Source organism: Lentibacter sp. (assembly GCF_965658795.1).
GTDB lineage: Bacteria > Pseudomonadota > Alphaproteobacteria > Rhodobacterales > Rhodobacteraceae > Lentibacter.
Genome location: NZ_CBFHTG010000020.1, coordinates 1 through 18,501, shown reverse-complemented (window position 1 = coordinate 18,501; position 18,501 = coordinate 1). Strand labels below are relative to the sequence as shown.

Genomic DNA, 18,501 nt, shown 5'->3' with positions numbered 1-18,501 from the left:
AGGACTGCGCGCGTTCACAATGGCGTCAAAGCCGATCTCGGCCCTTTTTTGCCCGCTCCATCTGCGGTAGCCACAACAAAACACGAACGAGAGGCACCGCTCACATGGAAGATTTTGCACGCACCGCCAATACGGGCAAATTTGCCGATCCCTTTGTGACCGCCAAAGGCGAGGCCCGCGCCTCTGTGGCGCTCACCAAGCCCGAGACGCTTTGGTTCAACACGGGCACCCTCTGCAACATCACCTGCGCCAATTGCTATATTGAAAGCTCGCCCACAAATGATGCGCTGGTGTATCTCACCCGCGCCGAAGTCGAGCCCTATCTGGACGAGATAGAGACCCTCGGCTGGCCCATCCGCGAAATTGCCTTCACTGGCGGTGAGCCCTTTATGAACCCTGAAATGGCAGGGATGATGGAAGCCGCTCTTGAGCGCGGGTTTGACGTGCTGGTTCTCACCAACGCCATGCGCCCGATGATGCGAAAATCGGTTCAGAAGGCCTTGCTGGGCTTGGCCGAGCGTTTCCGCGACAAGATGACCTTCCGCATCTCGGTCGATCACTGGTCAGAAGAGCTGCACAATGCCGAACGCGGCAAAGACGCCTTCGCGCGCACGCTTGAGGGCATGGCATGGCTGCGCGACGCAGGCTTCCCCATGGCTGTTGCGGGGCGCATTGCCTTTCACGAAAGCGAGGCTGACGCGCGCGCAGGCTATGGCCGTCTTTACCAAGAGAACAACTTCAACATCGACGCGCAATCCCCCGGCCAAACCGTGCTTTTCCCTGAAATGGACATGAGCGTCGAAGTGCCCGAAATCACCACAGACTGCTGGGGCATCCTGAACAAATCGCCAGAGGATGTCATGTGCGCCTCATCTCGCATGGTGGTAAAGCGCAAGGGGGCCACCGCCCCCGCCGTCCTCGCCTGCACGCTTCTGGCCTATGCACCCGAGTTCGAGCTGGGCACAACTCTGGCGGACGCCAGTGGCCCTGTGCAGCTCAACCACCCGCATTGCGCCAAGTTCTGTGTTCTGGGCGGCGCCTCCTGCTCAGCGTGACGGGCGGCTGACAATCCCGCCGCCCACTGCCGCGCGCACGCCTGTGGTGCTGGGGCAAGAGGTGGGCAAGCCGCGCGCCACGCGCACTGCCAGATAGCCGAAGGCCTGCGCTTCCAGCATGTCGCCGTTCAGCCCTGTGTCGTCAATGTTGCGCACAGGGCAGTCGAGCGCTGCCGCCAACATCTGCATCATCACAGGGTTGTGCCGCCCCCCACCTGTGACCAGGACTTCAACAGGCGGCTCAGGCGCATGGTCCATGCCCTGCAAAACCGAGGCGGCCACCATACCCGTCAGCGTTGCCGCCGCATCCGCATCTGACAGCTCAAGCACCAGCTCGCGCATCTCCGCAAACGCATCGCGGTCAAGTGACTTGGGCGGTATGCGGTAAAAATACGGATCAGCCAGAAACAGCTCCAGCGCCCCCGTCTCTACTGTGCCTTGCCGCGCCAGCGCGCCCCCCGCGTCATAGGGTTTGCCCAGCCGCTCGTTGCACAAGTCGTTGATCGGCGCATTCGCTGGCCCCGTGTCAAAGGCCAGCACAGCGCCCTCCGCCTCAGGCGCCACGATGCGCGGATCGGCAAAGGTGATGTTGCCAACGCCCCCAAGATTGAGGAAGGCCACGGGGCGCTCATATCCCAGATAGCGCGCGCAGGCGTGGTGGAAAAAAGGGGCCAGCGGCGCGCCCTCGCCGCCAAGCTCTACATCGGATGAGCGAAAATCCCATACCACAGTCTTGCCGAGCGCCTCGGCCAAAGCGGCCCCGTCGCCCATCTGGTGTGTGCCCCGCCCGCGCGGCTCATGTGCCAGCGTCTGGCCATGAAAGCCCACGATGTCCGTCGCCATCTCAGCGAGCGCCTCGACATGGGCCCGCTGCACGACCTCAAACGCCGCCTCTAGCCCTTCGGCCTGATGCCACTTGCCAAGAGCGGCGCGCAAAACACTGTGTTCCTCGGCCGAATACCCGCGATAGCCCGTCGCCCCGAAGCCAAAGATATCGTGCCCGTCCGTGGTCACTTCGGCCACATCCACGCCATCCAGAGAGGTGCCGCTCATCGCGCCCACCGCTGTCACAGCTCCGCTACGGTTTTTGGCTTTAATCATGGTCTTTTCCTTCGCCCATGAGCGCTCTATACAAGCCCGACATCAGCCAAGGAATATCAAAATGACTTACCACCCCAAATCGGACTTCATGCGTGTCATGATGGAGCGCGGCTTTCTCGCCGATTGCACCGATTATCAAGGCCTCGATGACGCCATGGTTGCGGGTGTGGTTCCGGCTTATATCGGCTTTGATGCCACGGCCAAGTCGCTCCATGTCGGCTCGCTCATCCAGATCATGATGCTGCGCTGGCTGCAAAAAACCGGCCACAAGCCGATCACCCTTATGGGCGGCGGCACCACGAAAGTGGGCGATCCGAGCTTTCGCGCCGATGAACGCCCGCTGCTGACCGAAGACCAGATCAACGACAACATCAGCGGCATCCAGCAGGTCTTTGCCAAATATGTCGATTACAACGAGAGCGCCACAGGCGCATTGATGCTGAACAACGCCGAGTGGCTGGACGGGCTCAACTACCTTGAGTTCCTGCGCGACATTGGCCGCCACTTCTCGGTCAACCGCATGTTGGCCTTTGAAAGCGTGAAAAGCCGCATTGACCGTGAGCAATCCCTGAGCTTCCTTGAGTTCAACTACATGATCTTGCAGGCCTATGACTTCCTCGAGCTCAACCGCCGCTACGGCTGTGCGCTGCAAATGGGCGGCTCTGATCAATGGGGCAATATCGTCAACGGGATAGACCTCACACGCCGCGTTATCGGCAATGAAATCTTCGGCCTGACCTCGCCCCTGCTCACCACATCCGATGGCAAGAAAATGGGCAAATCAGCCGATGGCGCCGTTTGGCTCAACGCGGATATGCGCAGCCCTTACGAGTTCTGGCAGTTCTGGCGCAACACAACCGATGCCGACGTGGGCCGCTTTCTCAAGCTCTACACAGAGCTGCCCGTAGAGGAATGCGACCGCCTCGGCGCGCTTGCAGGCTCCGAGATCAACGAAGCCAAGGTCGTGCTCGCCAATGAGGTCACAACCCTTTGCCATGGCCGCGCCGCAGCCGAGGCCGCCGAAGCCACAGCGCGCGAAGTCTTCGAGCGGGGCGGCGTTGGCGAAGAGCTGACAACCGTTGCCCTCCCCGCCGCCGATGTGGCCGAGGGCATCTCCGCAGCACAGCTCTTTGTGCGCGCGGGTCTTGTCGGCTCGGGCAAAGAAGCCAAACGCCTCATCAGCGAGGGTGGCGCACGTGTGAACGACGACGCCGTCACAGAAGCAGGCCAGATGTTTTCTGCCGAGGATGTGGCCGCCACACTCAAGCTCACCGCAGGCAAGAAACGCCATGCGCTTGTGAAGCTTGACAGCTAAGCCTGTCTGAGCGTCTCAGCGCCAAAAATCGGGCGGATCGGTGCACTCCGACCCGCCCAAACCCGGCTTAAAGCGGGCGGATTTTAAGCTTGGTGATACGGTTGTCTTCCCGTTCTTCCACAGTGAAGCGGAACCCGTGGAAGGCAAAAACCTGCCCCTCTTCAGGGATCATCTGCGCCTCATGGATCACAAGGCCTGCCACGGTGTTGGCATCCTCGTCCGGCAGGCTCCACTCGGTCGTGCGGTTGAGGTCACGAATGGTCATCGCACCATCGACAAAGAAGAACCCGTCTTCTCCCTTTGTCACCGTATGGTCAGCCGCAGGGTCGTGTTCGTCGGTGATTTCGCCAACGATTTCTTCCAGAATATCCTCCAGCGTGATCAGCCCCTGCAACACCCCATATTCATCCACCACCAACGCAAAATGCGTACGGCGGCGCAAGAACTGGCGCATCTGCTCATCCAGCGTTGTGGTTTCAGGCACAAAATAGGGCTCCATCGCCACTTCTGCGAGGTCAAAGTCGTTAAACGCCGCCTCGACCGTGCCCGCCGCCAGCATATGCTTGTGCATGGAGCGCAGCAGGTCTTTGGCGTGGATCACACCGATGATATTGTCCTGATCCCCGCGGTAAACAGGCAAGCGTGTGTGGTTGCTGTTCAAACAGCGCTCAAGGATCTCTTGTGGCTCAAGGTCTGCATCAATCATCTCGATGCCCGAGCGGTGCAACATGATCTCTTCCACAGCCCGTTCCGCCAGATCGAGCGCACCCAGGATACGGTCACGGTCTTCTTTTTCCACAATCCCTTCAGAGTGGCCGAGCGAAAGCGCCCCCGCGATTTCCTCACGCACCGCCAGAATATGGCTGTCAGGGTCGGCCTGAATGCCGATTGCGCGCAAAAGCAGGCGCACAAACCAGCGCACGGCCGTCACAATCGGAGCAAAGACCAAAACAACAATGCGAATGGGCGCGCTCACAAGGGCCGCAGCCCGTTCTGCATTGGTGATGGCATATGTCTTGGGCAAAACTTCTGCAAAGACCAGAACAAGCATGGTCATCACCAGCGTCGCCATCGCCACGCCGCTCTCTCCAAAAATCGCCGTAAACAGCGATGTGGCCAGCGAGGCCGCCAGAATATTGACAAGGTTGTTGCCCAGCAGAACCGAGCCGATCAGGCGCTCGTTGTCCTCGGTGATGTCCAGCGCACGCTTGGCGCCCGAGTTGCCCTTGTCGGCCTGATTGCGCAGCTTGCCCCGCGAGGCCGCTGTCAAAGCGGTTTCACTGCCAGAAAAGAAGCCCGACAAAACCAGCAAAAAGCCGATCGCCGCAGCGGTTATCCAATACGCCCCATCAGGTGAGGCCACGTTCGGATCCATTGATCCCTCCACATAAAGTCTCTTGCTTATGAAACGCTTACAGCCCCAATTTCAAGGGCCATGCAGGCTTTTGGCGACACTTGCGGCGCTTGGGTGTCAGTCCTGCGCCATCGGGTGATGCAGCAACACCAAGTCTTGCAGGCGTTTTTCCAGAACATGGGTGTAAATCTCGGTCGTCGCCACGTCAGCATGGCCCAAGAGCATCTGGATCGCACGCAGATCAGCCCCATTGGCCAAAAGATGGGTGGCAAAAGCATGGCGCAGCTTGTGCGGGCTCACTTTGGCGGGGCTGATCCCTGCCTGCACCGCGATCTCCTTCATCAAGAGATAGAACCTGTTGCGCGTCATATGGCCTGCCTTGGAGCGGCTCGGAAAGAGAAAGCGCGAGGCGGCCTGCCCCTTTTCGCGTGCCAGCTCTTCGGCTGCGTCCCGCGCAACAAGCCAGTCTTGCAACAGCTCCCGCGCATCAGGCGACAGAGGCACGATACGTTCTTTGCCCCCCTTGCCCATGATCAGCAGAACCTTGGGGTCGCCCCGCGCCGCCGCCACTGGCAGCCCCACAAGCTCGCTCACACGCATACCCGTAGCATAAAGCAGCTCCAGAAGGCACCGGTTGCGCAGCTGCTCCACAGGGCCACGCCCCACCGCGCGGGCCCCCTCCAACAAGCGCGTCACCTCGTCCTCGCTCAACACCTGCGGCAGTGCTTTGCTGCGCCCCGGGCCGGATATCTCCAGCGCAGGGTTGTCGCTGCGAATGCGCTCTTCATAGGCAAAGCGATAATACTGCTTGATCGCAGAGAGCCTGCGCGCACGGGTTGATTTGGCCAAGCCTTGCGCATCACAAGCAATCAGATAGGCCTCGATATCAGGCTTTCCCAGAGCCTCGGGGGCGTGTCCGTGGTGGGCGCACCAGCCCAAAAAATCGTTGAGATCGCGGCCATAGGCCTCAAGCGTGTTTTTGGCGGCCCCCGCCTCGGCGGCCTTCGTTTCCAGAAACATGCCGAGCCAGTTTTGCATCTCAGTCGCGCGGCTTCAGATACATCATTTGCAGACAGGCGCGGCGCACGATATCTTCCAGCCCCATCTGGCGCATGGCCGCGATCCCGCTTTTCAAAGCAGTTGTGTTGCCATTCAACCCCGATGCCATCTGCGCAGACGCCAGTAAAATAGCCTCACCCAGCCGGCCCTCGGCCATCATCGTGGTGAGTGCCTCATCAGGGCGCGCAGCCCCAAAGCCGTCTTCTATCGCCACAGCAAGAGGCGAGTTGAGCGCAGAAGCCCCCTCGGGCGCCCCCGCCGCAAGGCTCTGCATAAAGCGGCTGTGCGCTGTCACATGCGCAGGCTCAACGCGCGCACGTTCGTAGCCATCGCTCATCAGCGTCAGCATAAAGCGCAGCTCATCGCCTCTTTGGGTGAGTTCAAACTCGGCAAGCTCTGGCGCATAAATCTCGGCCAAGGCAGGCGTCAGCCCATATTCCGCCACCTCGCGCTGCGCCTGAATCAGGGCTTGGCTCAGCGCCTCTGGCGCGCGTGCTTCCAGCGCAGCCTCTAGGTTTTGCACCGCGCGCACCCGTTCCCAGACCCCGCCAGAGGCCGCAGGCTTGCGTTCGGTGTAAAGCCCGAGAAGCGTGTTGGCCGACAAAGCCCCATTGCGCACCAAGCGCTCCGCCGCCTCAATCTGGGCCTTCCAGCCCGCCAGATCGCGCAGATCGGCCACAGAGTAGGCAATCGGAAGATTGGCCGTGGGCAGCGGATTTCCGACCGCCTCATAGAGCCTGAATTCCAGCGCGGAAATATCCCGTGGCGGCGCAAGGTTTTGGGTGGTTTCGGCATAGTCCGGATCAAGAAACGCCAGTAAAAGCTCGCGTTCGGTTGTGCTCAGCAGGCCAAGCGCATCGGCAGAGTCAAACAAGAGCGCCGCACTGTCCCAGTCTTGCCCCCGCAACGCACAGAATATCTGCGCCGCATAGTCACTGGAGAGCCCACGCTGGGCGTTGAGCGTGACACAGGCCTTATCCTCAAGGCCCGCAAGCAAGGTCAGATCAAACCAAAGCGCAAAATGCTCAGGGCTCGCCAGAGGCAAGCGCGCAACCAGAGCCTCTGCGGCCTCTATCGCCCCAAAATGGCGCAACTGGCCTGCACGCGCGGTCAGAAAATCTTCCGCATCCAGCCCATCGGGCGGCACAGCTTCTGCCAACATCAAGGTGTAAAACAGCTTTTGGAGCGCCAGAACCTCACGCAAATCCGCACGCTTGATCGCAGCCAGCAAGCTATCGGCCCCGCTCTCGCTCCAGAGTGTCTCAGGCAGCCCTGTCACCGAGCTTGGCAACAAACCGACGCTAAGCTGCTGGCTGGCCTCCTCAATCGCGGTGACACTGACATCAGGGGTCACAACCCCGCCTGCCACGGGGGATTCAACCACCTCGGGTTCGGGCGGTGCAACCATCACAGGGGCCGGAGATTGAAGCCAGTCTATCGCGGACAGAGGCGTCTCCGCTCTCAGCGGCAAGGCGCCAAAACAGCAGCAGAGAAGAAGCCTAATGCGCATCCAGCTCCACCGGAATACGAATCTCTTGCGCTGCAGGTGCAAATTCGGCGTCCAGAAACGGCCCGAGATATGCATAGCCCAAAAGTCCGATAAACCCCAGAATGATCAAATAAAACAACCATTTGAGAAGTTTGCCCATATATGCCCTGCTTTCGCTTTATCGCGTTTGCCCCACTTTATATCTGGCATTTTAGCAAAGATCACGCCATTCAGGCAGAGATTGAGATAAATCTGCAAACTTACGCCGACCGACAGGGAGAACCATGCCGCTCAGACTGAAAAAGACAGTCGTCCTCGTCGGGATGATGGGCGCAGGCAAGACCGCCGTTGGCCGCGCGCTTGCGGCAAAAATAGGCGCCCCGTTTCTGGATTCCGATGCCGAAATCGTCAGCGCCGCCCATCGGTCGATCCCCGAAATATTTGAGCGCGATGGCGAGGCGTTTTTTCGCGCCCGCGAAACCGAGGTGATCCGCAGGTTGCTCACCGCGCGCGGCAAAAGCATTCTCTCCACAGGCGGGGGTGCCTTCCTTTCAGCTGAGAACCGCGAGATGATATCAGAGCTTGGCGTCTCGGTCTTTCTCGCCGCCGACCTCGATCTTCTCTGGAGCCGTGTCGGCAACAAAGACACCCGCCCGCTCCTGCGCACGGCCAATCCGCGCGCCACGCTGGCCGAAATCTTTGCTGCACGCGCGCCGGTCTATGCCCGCGCCGATATCGAGGTCGCAGGCCACCCCACCTACTCTATCGCCCAAATGGCCGAGAAAGTGCTCGCAGCCCTTCACAGCCAGGGCGACATCCTTGAGGAACTGCCATGACCCTTGCAAAAGTCCCCGTCGCGCTCGGCGATCGCAGCTATGAGGTTCTGATTGGTGCGGGGCTTCTTGGTGGGGCGGGTGCGCATATCGCCCCTCTGCTCAAGCGCCCCAAAGTGGCCATCGTCAGCGACGCGCACGTCGCAGATCTGCACCTCACCACCCTCACAGCCTCGCTCGACGCCGCAGGCATCAGCCACTCAAACCTGTCCTTGCCCCAAGGCGAGTCCACAAAGAGCTGGCCGCACCTGCAAGAGGTCGTGCACTGGCTGCTGTCAGAGCAGATAGAGCGCAACGATATCGTCATCGCCTTTGGCGGCGGTGTCATCGGCGACCTTGTCGGCTTTGCCGCCTCGATCCTGCGCCGGGGTGTGCGCTTTGTGCAAATCCCGACATCGCTCCTCGCCCAAGTCGATAGCTCCGTAGGTGGCAAAACAGGGATAAACGCCCCCCACGGCAAAAACCTGATCGGCGCGTTTCACCAGCCCAGCCTCGTGCTGGCCGATATCGCCGTGCTCGGCACACTCACCGCGCGGGATTTTCTCGCAGGCTATGGCGAAGTCGCCAAATACGGCCTCTTGGGCGATGCCGGCTTCTTCAGCTGGCTGGAAGCCAACGGCCCTGCTCTTGCCTCGGGCGATGAAGCGCTGCGCCTTGAAGCCGTCAAGCGCTCGGTCGCCATGAAAGCCGGCATCGTTGCGCGCGACGAAACCGAACAAGGCGAGCGCGCCCTGCTCAACTTGGGCCACACCTTCTGCCACGCGCTTGAGGCCGCCACAGGCTACTCGGGCCGCCTCCTTCACGGCGAAGGCGTCGCAATAGGTTGCGCCTTGGCTTTTGAAACATCCGCGCGTCTGGGCTTGTGCAGCCAGGAGGCTCCGAGCCGCGTGCGCGCGCACCTCAAAGACATGAAGATGAAGACAGATCTCTCTGATATCGCGGGTGATTTGCCCGATGCAGAGGGGCTCATCGCGCTCATGATGCAAGACAAAAAAGTCAGCGCCGGCACCCTCAACTTCATCATGGCGCGCGATATCGGCTCGGCTTTCGTAACAGCCGATGTGGACACAGCCGTGCTCAAATCTGTCCTCACAGACGCTCTGGCCACACGCGCCTAGCTCTTTCTTTTTGCCACAAATATCCTGGGGAGGGTCAAAAGCCACACGGCTTTTGACCCGGGGCGAAGCCCCCCAAAATATCCTGTGCGGCGAAGCCGCGCCTTTGGGTCAGGCGCGCAGCTTTTCGCCTTTCGGATCAAACGGCGCCTCATGCAAAATCCGCGCTTTGTGCGGCTGGCCCAGCACCATCACCTCAACAGCGTCACCTGCCGCCGCCATACCTGCCTTCACAAACCCAAGCGCCAAGCTCATGCCCACGGTATAGCCATAAGCCCCCGAGCTCACACGCCCGACAGGCACACCGCCCTTAAAGATCGGCTCCCCGCCCGTCGCGTCAGCGTTGGAGGCGTTTACATCGGCCTCCTCCAGCGCGATGATCACAAGCTCTTCGCGTGCGGGCTTGCCCATCGCGTCGGCACATGCCGCTTTGTGCAAGAAGTCTTTCTCCAGCTTGCAGAGCCGTTCGAGGCCCACTTCCTGCGGCCAGTATTCAGGGCTATATTCACGGCTCCACGAGCCATAGCCTTTCTCGATCCGCAGGCTCATCAGCGCACGGCTGCCCACGGGGCCTGCCCCAAGCGCCTTGCCCGCCGCAAGGAGCGCCTCCCAAAGCCGCAGCTGGTCTTGCGCCGCGCAATGCAGCTCCCAGCCCAAATCGCCCGTAAAGCTCACCCGCAGCGCAAGACAGTCGACCCCCGCAATCTCGATCCGCTTTGAGCGCATGAACTTGAAGTCCTCGGTCTCAAAGCTCGCGTTGGAAAGCCGCTGAAGCAGCTCACGGCTCTTTGGCCCCGCAACATTGAAACCGCACATGGCTTCGGTCATGCTCTCAAATGTCGTGCCTTGTGGCAGCGGCACCATGTCATAAAAGCGCTTCTGATAGCGCTCTGCCATGCCCGAGCTGACAATCCAGTATTCATCCTCTGCGAGTTTCGTGACCGTCGCATCCCCCGCAATGCCGCCGCGCACCCCAATCAAGGGCGTCAGGCAGGAGCGCCCCACCTCGCTTGGCATCTTGTTGGCAAAAACTGCGTTCAGCCACGCCTCAGCGCCTGCGCCTTTGCAGCGGTATTTGGCAAAATTGCTGATATCAATGATACCCGCATGCTCGCGCAGCCGCTTGCATTCTTCGCCCACGGGCGCCCACCAGTTCTGGCGCGTGAACCCATCGGTGTCTTCCGTGCCCTCCACACCCGAATACCAGAGCGGATGCTCCCAGCCGTAGTTCAGCCCGAAGACCGCGCCCATGGCTTTCTGGCTTGCGTAAGCGGGCCGCGTGCGCACAGGCCGCCCGGCTGCGCGCTCTTCCCCGGGGAAGTGGATTTTGAAGCGGTTTGCATAAACATCCTGCACCCGCGCTTTGGTAAATGTCTTGCTCGCCCAGTCGCCATAGCGCGCCATGTCCCAGGCAAACATGTCATACTCCATCTCACCCGTGGTGAGCCACTGCGCCACCATCAGCCCCATGCCCGCCGATTGGCTGAAGCCCGGAATGATCCCGTTGCAGCAGAAATAGCCTTTCAGCTCGGGCACTGGCCCCAGAATGACGTTGCTGTCAGGCGACCAGATCATCGGGCCGTTGATCACCCGCTTGATCCCCGCTGTGCCCGCCACGGGCACACGGTCAATGGCGCGCATGATGTTGTCTTCAATGCGCTCCAGATCGTCGGGGAAAAGGTCGTGCGCAAAGTCTAGCGGCGTGCCCTCTTCAGCCCAGAACCGCATGTCTTTCTCATAAGCCCCGATGAGCAGCCCCTTTCCTTCCTGGCGCATGTAATATTCGCCATCGCGGTCTGCGACCGAGGGCAAACGGCGGTCAATCGCTGCAATCTCGGGGATGCTCTCGGTGACAAAATACTGGTGCTCGGTCGGCTGCAACGGCAGCTCGATCCCTGCCATAGCGGCCACTTCCCGCCCCCAAAGGCCCGCGGCGTTGATCACCCAGTCGGTGTGAATATCGCCCTTGGGCGTGCGCACGATCCAGCTTCCATCGGCCTGCGCCTCTGTGGCCGTCACAGGCGTAAAGCGGTGGATTTCAGCCCCGCGCTGGCGCGCGCCTGCGGCATAGGCATTGGTCACGCCTGAGGGGTCAACATTGCCACCTGCGGGTTCCCACATGATAGATTTGATACCGTCAAAGTTGACAAGCGGGTGCAGCTCTTCGGCGCGCTCGCGGCTGATCTCGGAGAAATCCATACCATAGAGCTTGGCCTTGGCTTCTTGCAGCTTGAGCTGGTGCACACGCTCTTGGGTTTGCGCCAGATAGAGCGAGCCGGGTTGAAACACACCACAGCTCTGGCCCGTTTCTTCCTCAAGACTGTTGTAAAGGTTCATCGTATAGTGCTGCAAACGGCTGATATTGGCACTGTCATGCAAGCCATGGATGCCCGCCGCCGCGTGCCATGTCGAGCCGCTTGTCAGCTCGTCGCGCTCCAGCAAAACCACATCTTTCCAGCCCAGCTTGGTCAGATGATAGAGAATGGAGCAGCCGATAAGCCCGCCCCCGATAACAACAGCCTGAGCCTCTGTGCGCATGATTTTGCCTTTGCATTTGCGTTCACTTGCAGCGCAGTCTGGCCGAAGCAAAACCGATTCATTTGCCAATCTCCGACACTTCCCGTCGCTGTGAGGCAAACAGACCAGAAACTCATTCGCGACATATCATGTCGCCGGGAGCAAAGAGATAGCGCGCTGGCTATTGCTTGCTTCGGACCAAACAAAAGGGCGATCTCATGAAAACAACCACCCGCGTAGCCATCATTGGCGGAGGCGTCGTTGGCGCATCCGTGCTCTACCACCTCACCAAGCTTGGCTGGTCTGATGTCATGCTGCTTGAGCGCTCCGAGCTGACAAGCGGCTCCACATGGCACGCCGCGGGCGGCTTTCACACGCTCAACGGCGATACAAACATGGCCGCGCTGCAAGGCTACACCATTCGCCTCTATAAAGAGCTCGAAGAGCTGACAGGCCTGTCTTGCGGGCTGCACCACGTGGGCGGCGTCACATTGGCCGACAATCAGGACCGCTTTGATATGCTCCTCGCCGAGCGCGCCAAGCACCGTTTCATGGGCCTTGAAACAGAGATCGTCACCCCCGAAGAGATCAAGAAAATCGCCCCCGTCACCAACCTTGATGGCATCATCGGGGGCTTGTATGATCCGCTTGATGGCCACCTTGACCCGTCAGGCACAACCCATGCCTACGCCAAGGCCGCGCGCATGGGCGGCGCCACCATCGAGACCCACACCATGGTCAAAGAGACCAACCAGCGCCCCGATGGCACATGGGATGTGGTCACAGACAAAGGCACCATCCACGCCGAACATATCGTCAACGCCGCAGGCCTCTGGGCGCGCGAAGTTGGTGCGCTCGCGGGCGTCTACTTCCCGCTGCACCCGATGGAGCACCAGTATATCGTCACCGACGAAGTGCCCCTCATCAAAGAGATGATGGCCGACGGAAAAGAGCACCCCCACGTGATGGACCCGGCAGGCGAGAGCTATCTGCGTCAGGAAGGCATGGGCCTCTGCATCGGCTTTTATGAGCAAACCTGCCGCCCTTGGGCGGTTGATGGCACAAGCTACACCTTTGGTCAGGAGCTTCTGGCCGATGATTTCGACAAGATCGAAGACAGCATCAACTTCGCCTACAAGCGCTTCCCCGATCTCGAAAAAGCAGGTGTCAAATCGGTCATCCACGGCCCCTTCACCTTTGCACCCGATGGCAACCCGCTGGTTGGCCCTGTGCCGGGAATGCGCAACTACTGGTCTGCCTGTGGCGTCATGGCGGGCTTTAGCCAAGGCGGCGGCGTAGGCCTCATGCTGGCGCAATGGATGGTTGAGGGCGAATGCGAGCGCGACACCATGGCCATGGATGTCGCCCGCTTCGGCGACTGGATCACACCGGGCTACACGCTGCCCAAAGTGATCGAAAACTACCAAACCCGCTTCTCCGTGGCCTACCCCAACGAAGAGCTGCCCGCCGCGCGCCCCTTCCGCCAGACGCCCATGTATGATGTGTTTGACCAGATGGGCGCAGTCTGGGGCCAGCAGTTCGGGCTGGAAGTGCCCAACTACTTCACAATCGGCGATGAGCCACGCTTTGAGACACCCAGCTTCCGCCGCTCCAATGCTTGGGAGGCCGCCAAGCGCGAGGTCAAGGCCGTGCGTGAGGCCGTCGGTATCAACGAGACGCACAACTTTGGCAAATACCTTGTCACAGGCCCCAATGCCCGCGCATGGCTGGATCGGGTTATGGCTGGCCGCGTGCCCAAAGCGGGCCGCCTCAGCCTCACCCCCATGCTCAGCCACAAGGGCCGCCTGATCGGTGATTTCACTATTTCTTGCCTGGGTGAAGAAGCCTTCCAACTCACTGCAAGCTATGGCTCGCAAGCCTACCACATGCGCTGGTTTGAGCAGAACGAGATGGAGGGTGTGACCGTTGAAAACGTCTCCGACAAGCTCAACGGCTTCCAGCTGGCAGGCCCAAAGGCGCGCGATGTGCTCGCCGCCTGCACCCGCAGCGATATCTCCACCATGAAGTTTATGGATGTGCGCCACATGACTGTGGGGATGGTCGACTGTGTTGTGCAGCGGGTCAGCTACACGGGCGATCTGGGGTTTGAAATCTACTGTGACCCCATGGCCCAACGCGCCCTTTGGAACACGCTCTGGGCAGCAGGCCAAGAGCACGGCATGCTCCCCTTCGGCATGCGCGCCATGATGTCGTTGCGCCTTGATAAGTTCTTTGGCAGCTGGCTGTCGGAGTTCTCGCCCGACTATACCGCAGCCGAAACGGGCCTTGACCGCTTTATCAGCTTCAAAAAAGAGGCTGATTTCATAGGTCGCGCCGCGGCCGAGGCCGAGCGCGAGGCAGGCGCGGCCCGCAAGCTCTGCGCCTTTGAGGTTGAGGCCGATGATGCCGACGTCAACGCCTATGAGCCGATCTGGCTTGATGGCACGGTCGTTGGCTTCTGCACCTCGGGGGGCTACTCCCACCATGCCGAAAAATCTGTCGCCTTGGGGTTTGTCCCCACCGATCAGGCCAAAGCAGGCCTACAAGTGGAGATCGAGATCTTGGGCAAAATGCACAAGGCCACGCTCATCACAGAGCCGCTCTTTGATGCCGATGGCGCGCGGATGCGCGGCTGATGTCTCTGCGGGCGGTTCTTCTGCCCGCCGCTGGCGCCTCCTCACGCATGAGGGGGCGCGACAAGCTTTTGGAGGATGTGCACGGCACGCCCTGCCTGCGCCATATGGCCAAAGCCGCCCGCGCCAGTGCTGATCTGGTGTTTGTCACCCTGCCTTCAGCAGACCACCCCCGCGCAGACGCGCTGGCCGGCCTTGATGTGAGGGTGCTCATTGTGGCCGATGCCGCAACTGGCATGTCTGCCTCGCTCAAGGCGGGTGCAAAAGCTGCCATCAGCGCGCGAGCAGACGCACTGATGGTGCTACCTGCCGATATGCCCGACCTTAGCCAAGATCTGGCCCATATCTGGCAGGCCTATGAGGCCCTCCCCGAGGGCCACAGTCTGCGCGCCTGCACCGAGAGCGGCGACGAGGGCCATCCCGTTGTTTTTGCGGCGCAAACCTTGCCCGACTTTCAAGCCCTGGATGGCGACCGAGGCGCCGAGCCTATTCTGCAGCAAAACGCGGCATCTCTGCACAGGCTGGCTCTACCAGCCGAACGTGCACGCCGTGATCTGAACACGCCTGAAGACTGGGCGCAGTGGCGTCGATCAACCCCTCAGGCAGAATGATCTCCTCCACCCCTTGAAAAACGATGCTGTCGATCCCGTCACTGATCACCCCCGCGCCCTGCTCTGTGCACTCAAGTGTCACCGCACACTCTAGCCCGCGCAGATCAATGACCGCAGCTGGTGTCCCGCCTGTGCCACCGAGCAAATAGTCGCCTCCCAAGCCACCGCGCCGCAACTGCGGGCGAAATACCCCCGCATCCAGCGGAATCTCGCGCTGCGCGGCGCGACATTGGTAGTTGGGGTCATAATTCTCAAAGTAGGAGCGGTAGATGGCCATAAAATTTGCCTCACATCTGTTCACCCCCGTCTCTAGGGGCGCGCTGCGGCAAGATTGCGGCGACTTTAAGGATTTAGCTAAAAAACAAGTTAAATCCTGCCCAAACCGTTAACGCGCACGACGGGCCAAACAAAACGGGAGGGCATGTAAAAACACGCCCTCCCAAGGCGCTCCGGTCGTGTGGAGCGCAGCTGCATATTCGTAAAACGCGTAAAAATGGCCCGCACACCTCGCGAGAGGCGTGCGGAGCCGAACTTGTTACCGCACCAGCAGTTTGGCTTCGTGCTTCTTCAGAGCGCGGCGGGCAGCGGTGTAATCCTTGATGCCCTCTTCTGTCTTCAGCTCGGGGAAGAGCTGGAAGATTTCGTCGCGTTGCTCTGTGCCCAGCCCGTCGATCACCGACTGACCCGGCTGGAAGCTCTCGGTCCATGCCCCGTTGCTCAAAACCACTTCGTGGTTGTCGAACATAAAGTGCACATAGCTCACACCCAGCGTGCCAACTTCATCAACGCCTTTCAGCCCTGTGAGGTGTTTGGCCGCCGCGAGCACTTCTGTCTCCTCAAAGTACAGCGAGGTGCGCTCGTTGTTGATCAGGATACGGTGCTGCGGGCTGACAAGAATGTCATGCTCGGGCAGGTTGTTGCCCAGCGAGCCCTTCTGGATCAGGATCGGGCGCAAGTTCGGTGAGCGTGCCAGCTCATGGCCCGAAAGCGTCTTCTGTCCAATCCAGCGGATCTCCTGAATGCCGTTGTCACGCGTGATGATCTTGTCACCAACCCGGAGGTCTTCCACAAGGCGCTCGCCCCGCGGTGTCGCAATCGCTGTGCCGGGCGTAAAGCAAGGCACCACGTTTTCGATCTCCTCAAAGTTCATGGTTGATGTGATGTTGCCATCCGCATCGCGGAATTCGACAAAGCCATCTTCACGGTCACCAGAGGTAAAGGTGATGTTCAGGCTGCCACCGGGGTTCTCGGCTTCGGCAGCCCCCGTCAAATCGAGCGTGTCAAAGTCGTTGGGCGAGCCATCAGGGCGCACACCATCCGGGCCTGAGCCACCATCAACAACGTCACCACCTGTGATGTTGATGAAGGTATCCTGCCCTTGGCCACCAGACATGGTGTCAGCTCCTGCCCCCCCCGAGAGCAAGTCGTCGCCGACCACACCATCAAGGAAGTCATCGCCATCGCCACCGATCAGCGTGTCGTTGCCGAGTGCGCCAATCGCGGTGTCGTCACCTTCGCCGCCAATGATGCTGTCGTTGCCGGTGCCACCGATGATGCTGTCATCGTCAATGCCCGCATCGATCACATCGTCACCAGCATCGCCCAGGATCGTGTCCGCGTCGTCGCCCGTGAAGATCGTATCGTTGCCAGCCCCGCCAATCACGCTGTCGCGGTCATCTTCGGGATCAGGGTCAACATCATCGGTCAGCGGCGTGCCACCCGAAGTGTCGATCAGGTCATCGCCAGTGCCACCGTCCACAATATCTGCGCCATCAGCGCCTGTGATGCTGTCGTTGCCTTGGCCCCCAAGGATGCTGTCATTGCCAGCGCCCCCGTCGATCAAGTCATCGTCGATGCCCGCGTCGATGGTGTCATCGCCCGCCCCACCAAGAATGGTGTCATCATCATCCCCTGTGGTGATCACGTCATCACCCGTGCCCGCATCCACGCTGTCGCGGTCATTGTCGGGGAAAGGGTCTTCCTCATCAATCAGCGGCAGGAACGTCCCTGACGTGTCGATGGTGTCGTTGCCTTGGCCGCCGAGCACCGTGTCAGAGCCGTCACCGGTGCTGACAAAGTCATCATCAATACCCGCATCCACAACATCATTGCCCGCGCCCGAGAGGATGGTGTCATCATCATCGCCCGTGGTGATGGTGTCATCACCAGTGCCACCAATGATGCTGTCACGGTCGTCTTCAGGGTCGGTGTCCACATCATCGGTCAGGTTATCGCCGCCCGAGCTGTCGATCACATCGTTGCCGTCGCCACCGTCGATGGTGTCGGCCCCGTCACCGCCGATGACCGAGTCATCGTCAATGCCTGCATCCACAAGGTCATTGCCCGCCCCCGCAACAATCGTGTCGCGGTCATCACCCGTTGTGATGGTGTCGTTGCCAGCACCCGCAATCACGCTGTCGCGGTCGTTCTCGGTGTCAAGGTCTTCACTGTCAGGCGCGTTGTCAAAGTCTGGGCCAGACGTGTCGATAAGGTCGTCGCCCTGCCCTGCATCGACGGTGTCGCTGCCAGCGCCTGTTGTGATGATATCGTCATCAATACCCGCATCGACACTGTCGTCGCCTTGACCCGCATCAATCGTGTCACGGTCATCGCCCGTGATGATGGTGTCGTTGCCAACACCGCCAATGATGCTGTCGCGGTCATCTTCGGGGTCAGGGTCGGTTGCGTCGAGCTCTTCGGTTGTGCCAGAGGCGTCGATAAAGTCATCGCCGTCGCTGCCATCAATCGTATCAGAACCGTCACCGCCAATGACGCTGTCATCGTCAACACCCGAGTTGATGCTGTCGTTGCCTGCGCCACCAATGATGGTGTCGTCGTCATCCCCCGTGAGGATCGTGTCATCCCCCGCGCCGCCTTGGGCAAGGTCACGGTCGTTCTCAGGGTCAAGGTCGGTGTCGTCTGGTTCTTCATCAAAGCCTGACAGATCGATAAAGTCATCGCCCTGCCCGCCAAGGCCCGTATCAGACCCCGCGCCGCCAAGAAGGCTGTCTTCGTCAATACCACCGTCGAGCCAGTCGTCCCCGTCGCCGCCGATGAGCGTATCATCGTCGTCTTCCCCAAGGATCGTGTCGTTGCCCGCACCACCATCGGCAAAGTCGCGGTCGTTTTCTGGCACAGGGTCGGTCGCGTCAATCTCGTTGCCGCCGTAGGTGCTGCCACCTGCGTTGATGAAATCATCGCCATCATTGCCAAAGATACTGTCAGAGCCGTGCTGGCCGATGATGCTGTCATCGCCTTCGCCACCCGTGATGGTGTCGTCATCGATACCACCATCAATGGTGTCGTTGCCCGTGCCACCATCGATCTCGTCAGCGTCATCGCCCGTGCTGATCACATCGTTACCCGCACCGCCAAAGACCGTGTCCAGCCCGTCGGTTGTGTTGGGGTCAGACAGAATA

The 18,501-nt window shown here is 60.3% G+C and carries 11 protein-coding genes and 2 pseudogenes; 6 read left to right on the top strand and 7 right to left on the bottom strand.

Annotated elements, in window-relative coordinates; translation table 11 throughout:
- Positions 1 to 104 precede the first annotated feature (104 nt).
- Complete coding sequence (locus ACTG3X_RS12375; protein ID WP_439111586.1) at positions 105 to 1,055, top strand: radical SAM protein; 951 nt, start codon at positions 105 to 107, stop codon at positions 1,053 to 1,055.
- Here the strand turns inward: ACTG3X_RS12375 and ACTG3X_RS12370 are convergent.
- Positions 1,047 to 2,156: an anhydro-N-acetylmuramic acid kinase gene (locus ACTG3X_RS12370; RefSeq protein WP_439111585.1), complete on the bottom strand. Its 1,110-nt coding sequence runs from the start codon at positions 2,154 to 2,156 to the stop codon at positions 1,047 to 1,049. The genes ACTG3X_RS12375 and ACTG3X_RS12370 overlap by 9 nt on opposite strands.
- Before the next feature lie 61 nt (positions 2,157 to 2,217).
- Here ACTG3X_RS12370 and tyrS point away from each other — a divergent pair, with 61 nt between their 5' ends.
- Positions 2,218 to 3,471 (top strand): tyrosine--tRNA ligase, encoded by a 1,254-nt coding sequence (gene tyrS / locus ACTG3X_RS12365; RefSeq protein WP_439111584.1) that lies wholly within the window; start codon positions 2,218 to 2,220, stop codon positions 3,469 to 3,471.
- A gap of 67 nt (positions 3,472 to 3,538) precedes the next feature.
- Here tyrS and ACTG3X_RS12360 read toward each other — a convergent pair whose 3' ends face one another.
- From ACTG3X_RS12360 to ACTG3X_RS12345, 4 genes are all read right to left on the bottom strand, one after another.
- On the bottom strand, positions 3,539 to 4,846 hold the full coding sequence (locus ACTG3X_RS12360; protein ID WP_439111583.1) for an HlyC/CorC family transporter: 1,308 nt from the start codon (positions 4,844 to 4,846) through the stop codon (positions 3,539 to 3,541).
- Between the two features lie 96 nt (positions 4,847 to 4,942).
- Complete coding sequence (locus ACTG3X_RS12355; RefSeq protein ID WP_439111582.1) at positions 4,943 to 5,863, bottom strand: site-specific tyrosine recombinase XerD; 921 nt, start codon at positions 5,861 to 5,863, stop codon at positions 4,943 to 4,945.
- Position 5,864: 1 nt separating this feature from the next.
- On the bottom strand, positions 5,865 to 7,292 hold the full coding sequence (locus tag ACTG3X_RS12350) for a hypothetical protein (protein ID WP_439111581.1): 1,428 nt from the start codon (positions 7,290 to 7,292) through the stop codon (positions 5,865 to 5,867).
- 91 nt (positions 7,293 to 7,383) lie between these two features.
- Positions 7,384 to 7,533 carry a hypothetical protein gene (locus ACTG3X_RS12345; RefSeq protein WP_439111580.1) on the bottom strand — a complete coding sequence of 50 codons (150 nt, stop codon included), beginning with the start codon at positions 7,531 to 7,533 and terminating at the stop codon, positions 7,384 to 7,386.
- Positions 7,534 to 7,642: 109 nt separating this feature from the next.
- Between ACTG3X_RS12345 and ACTG3X_RS12340 the strand changes: the two are divergent.
- Together ACTG3X_RS12340 and aroB are read left to right on the top strand one after the other, a co-directional pair.
- A pseudogene (locus ACTG3X_RS12340) lies at positions 7,643 to 8,209 on the top strand (shikimate kinase); the annotation flags it as partial.
- Positions 8,206 to 9,324: a 3-dehydroquinate synthase gene (aroB, locus tag ACTG3X_RS12335; protein WP_439111579.1), complete on the top strand. Its 1,119-nt coding sequence runs from the start codon at positions 8,206 to 8,208 to the stop codon at positions 9,322 to 9,324. The pseudogene ACTG3X_RS12340 and the gene aroB, both read left to right, overlap by 4 nt.
- 108 nt (positions 9,325 to 9,432) lie before the next feature.
- Here aroB and ACTG3X_RS12330 read toward each other — a convergent pair whose 3' ends face one another.
- Entirely contained in the window at positions 9,433 to 11,859 is a 2,427-nt protein-coding gene (locus ACTG3X_RS12330) for a GcvT family protein (RefSeq protein ID WP_439111578.1), read from the bottom strand.
- Positions 11,860 to 12,056: 197 nt separating this feature from the next.
- Here ACTG3X_RS12330 and ACTG3X_RS12325 point away from each other — a divergent pair, with 197 nt between their 5' ends.
- On the top strand, positions 12,057 to 14,474 hold the full coding sequence (locus ACTG3X_RS12325; protein ID WP_439111577.1) for a GcvT family protein: 2,418 nt from the start codon (positions 12,057 to 12,059) through the stop codon (positions 14,472 to 14,474).
- Positions 14,474 to 15,082 carry a nucleotidyltransferase family protein gene (locus tag ACTG3X_RS12320; protein ID WP_439111576.1) on the top strand — a complete coding sequence of 203 codons (609 nt, stop codon included), beginning with the start codon at positions 14,474 to 14,476 and terminating at the stop codon, positions 15,080 to 15,082. The genes ACTG3X_RS12325 and ACTG3X_RS12320 overlap by 1 nt, the downstream gene beginning before the upstream one ends.
- Positions 15,083 to 15,617: 535 nt before the next feature.
- On the opposite strand, the pseudogene ACTG3X_RS12315 reads toward ACTG3X_RS12320, so the two are convergent.
- Positions 15,618 to 18,491: pseudogene (locus ACTG3X_RS12315) on the bottom strand (Hint domain-containing protein); the annotation flags it as partial.
- Between the last annotated feature and the right edge of the window lie 10 nt (positions 18,492 to 18,501).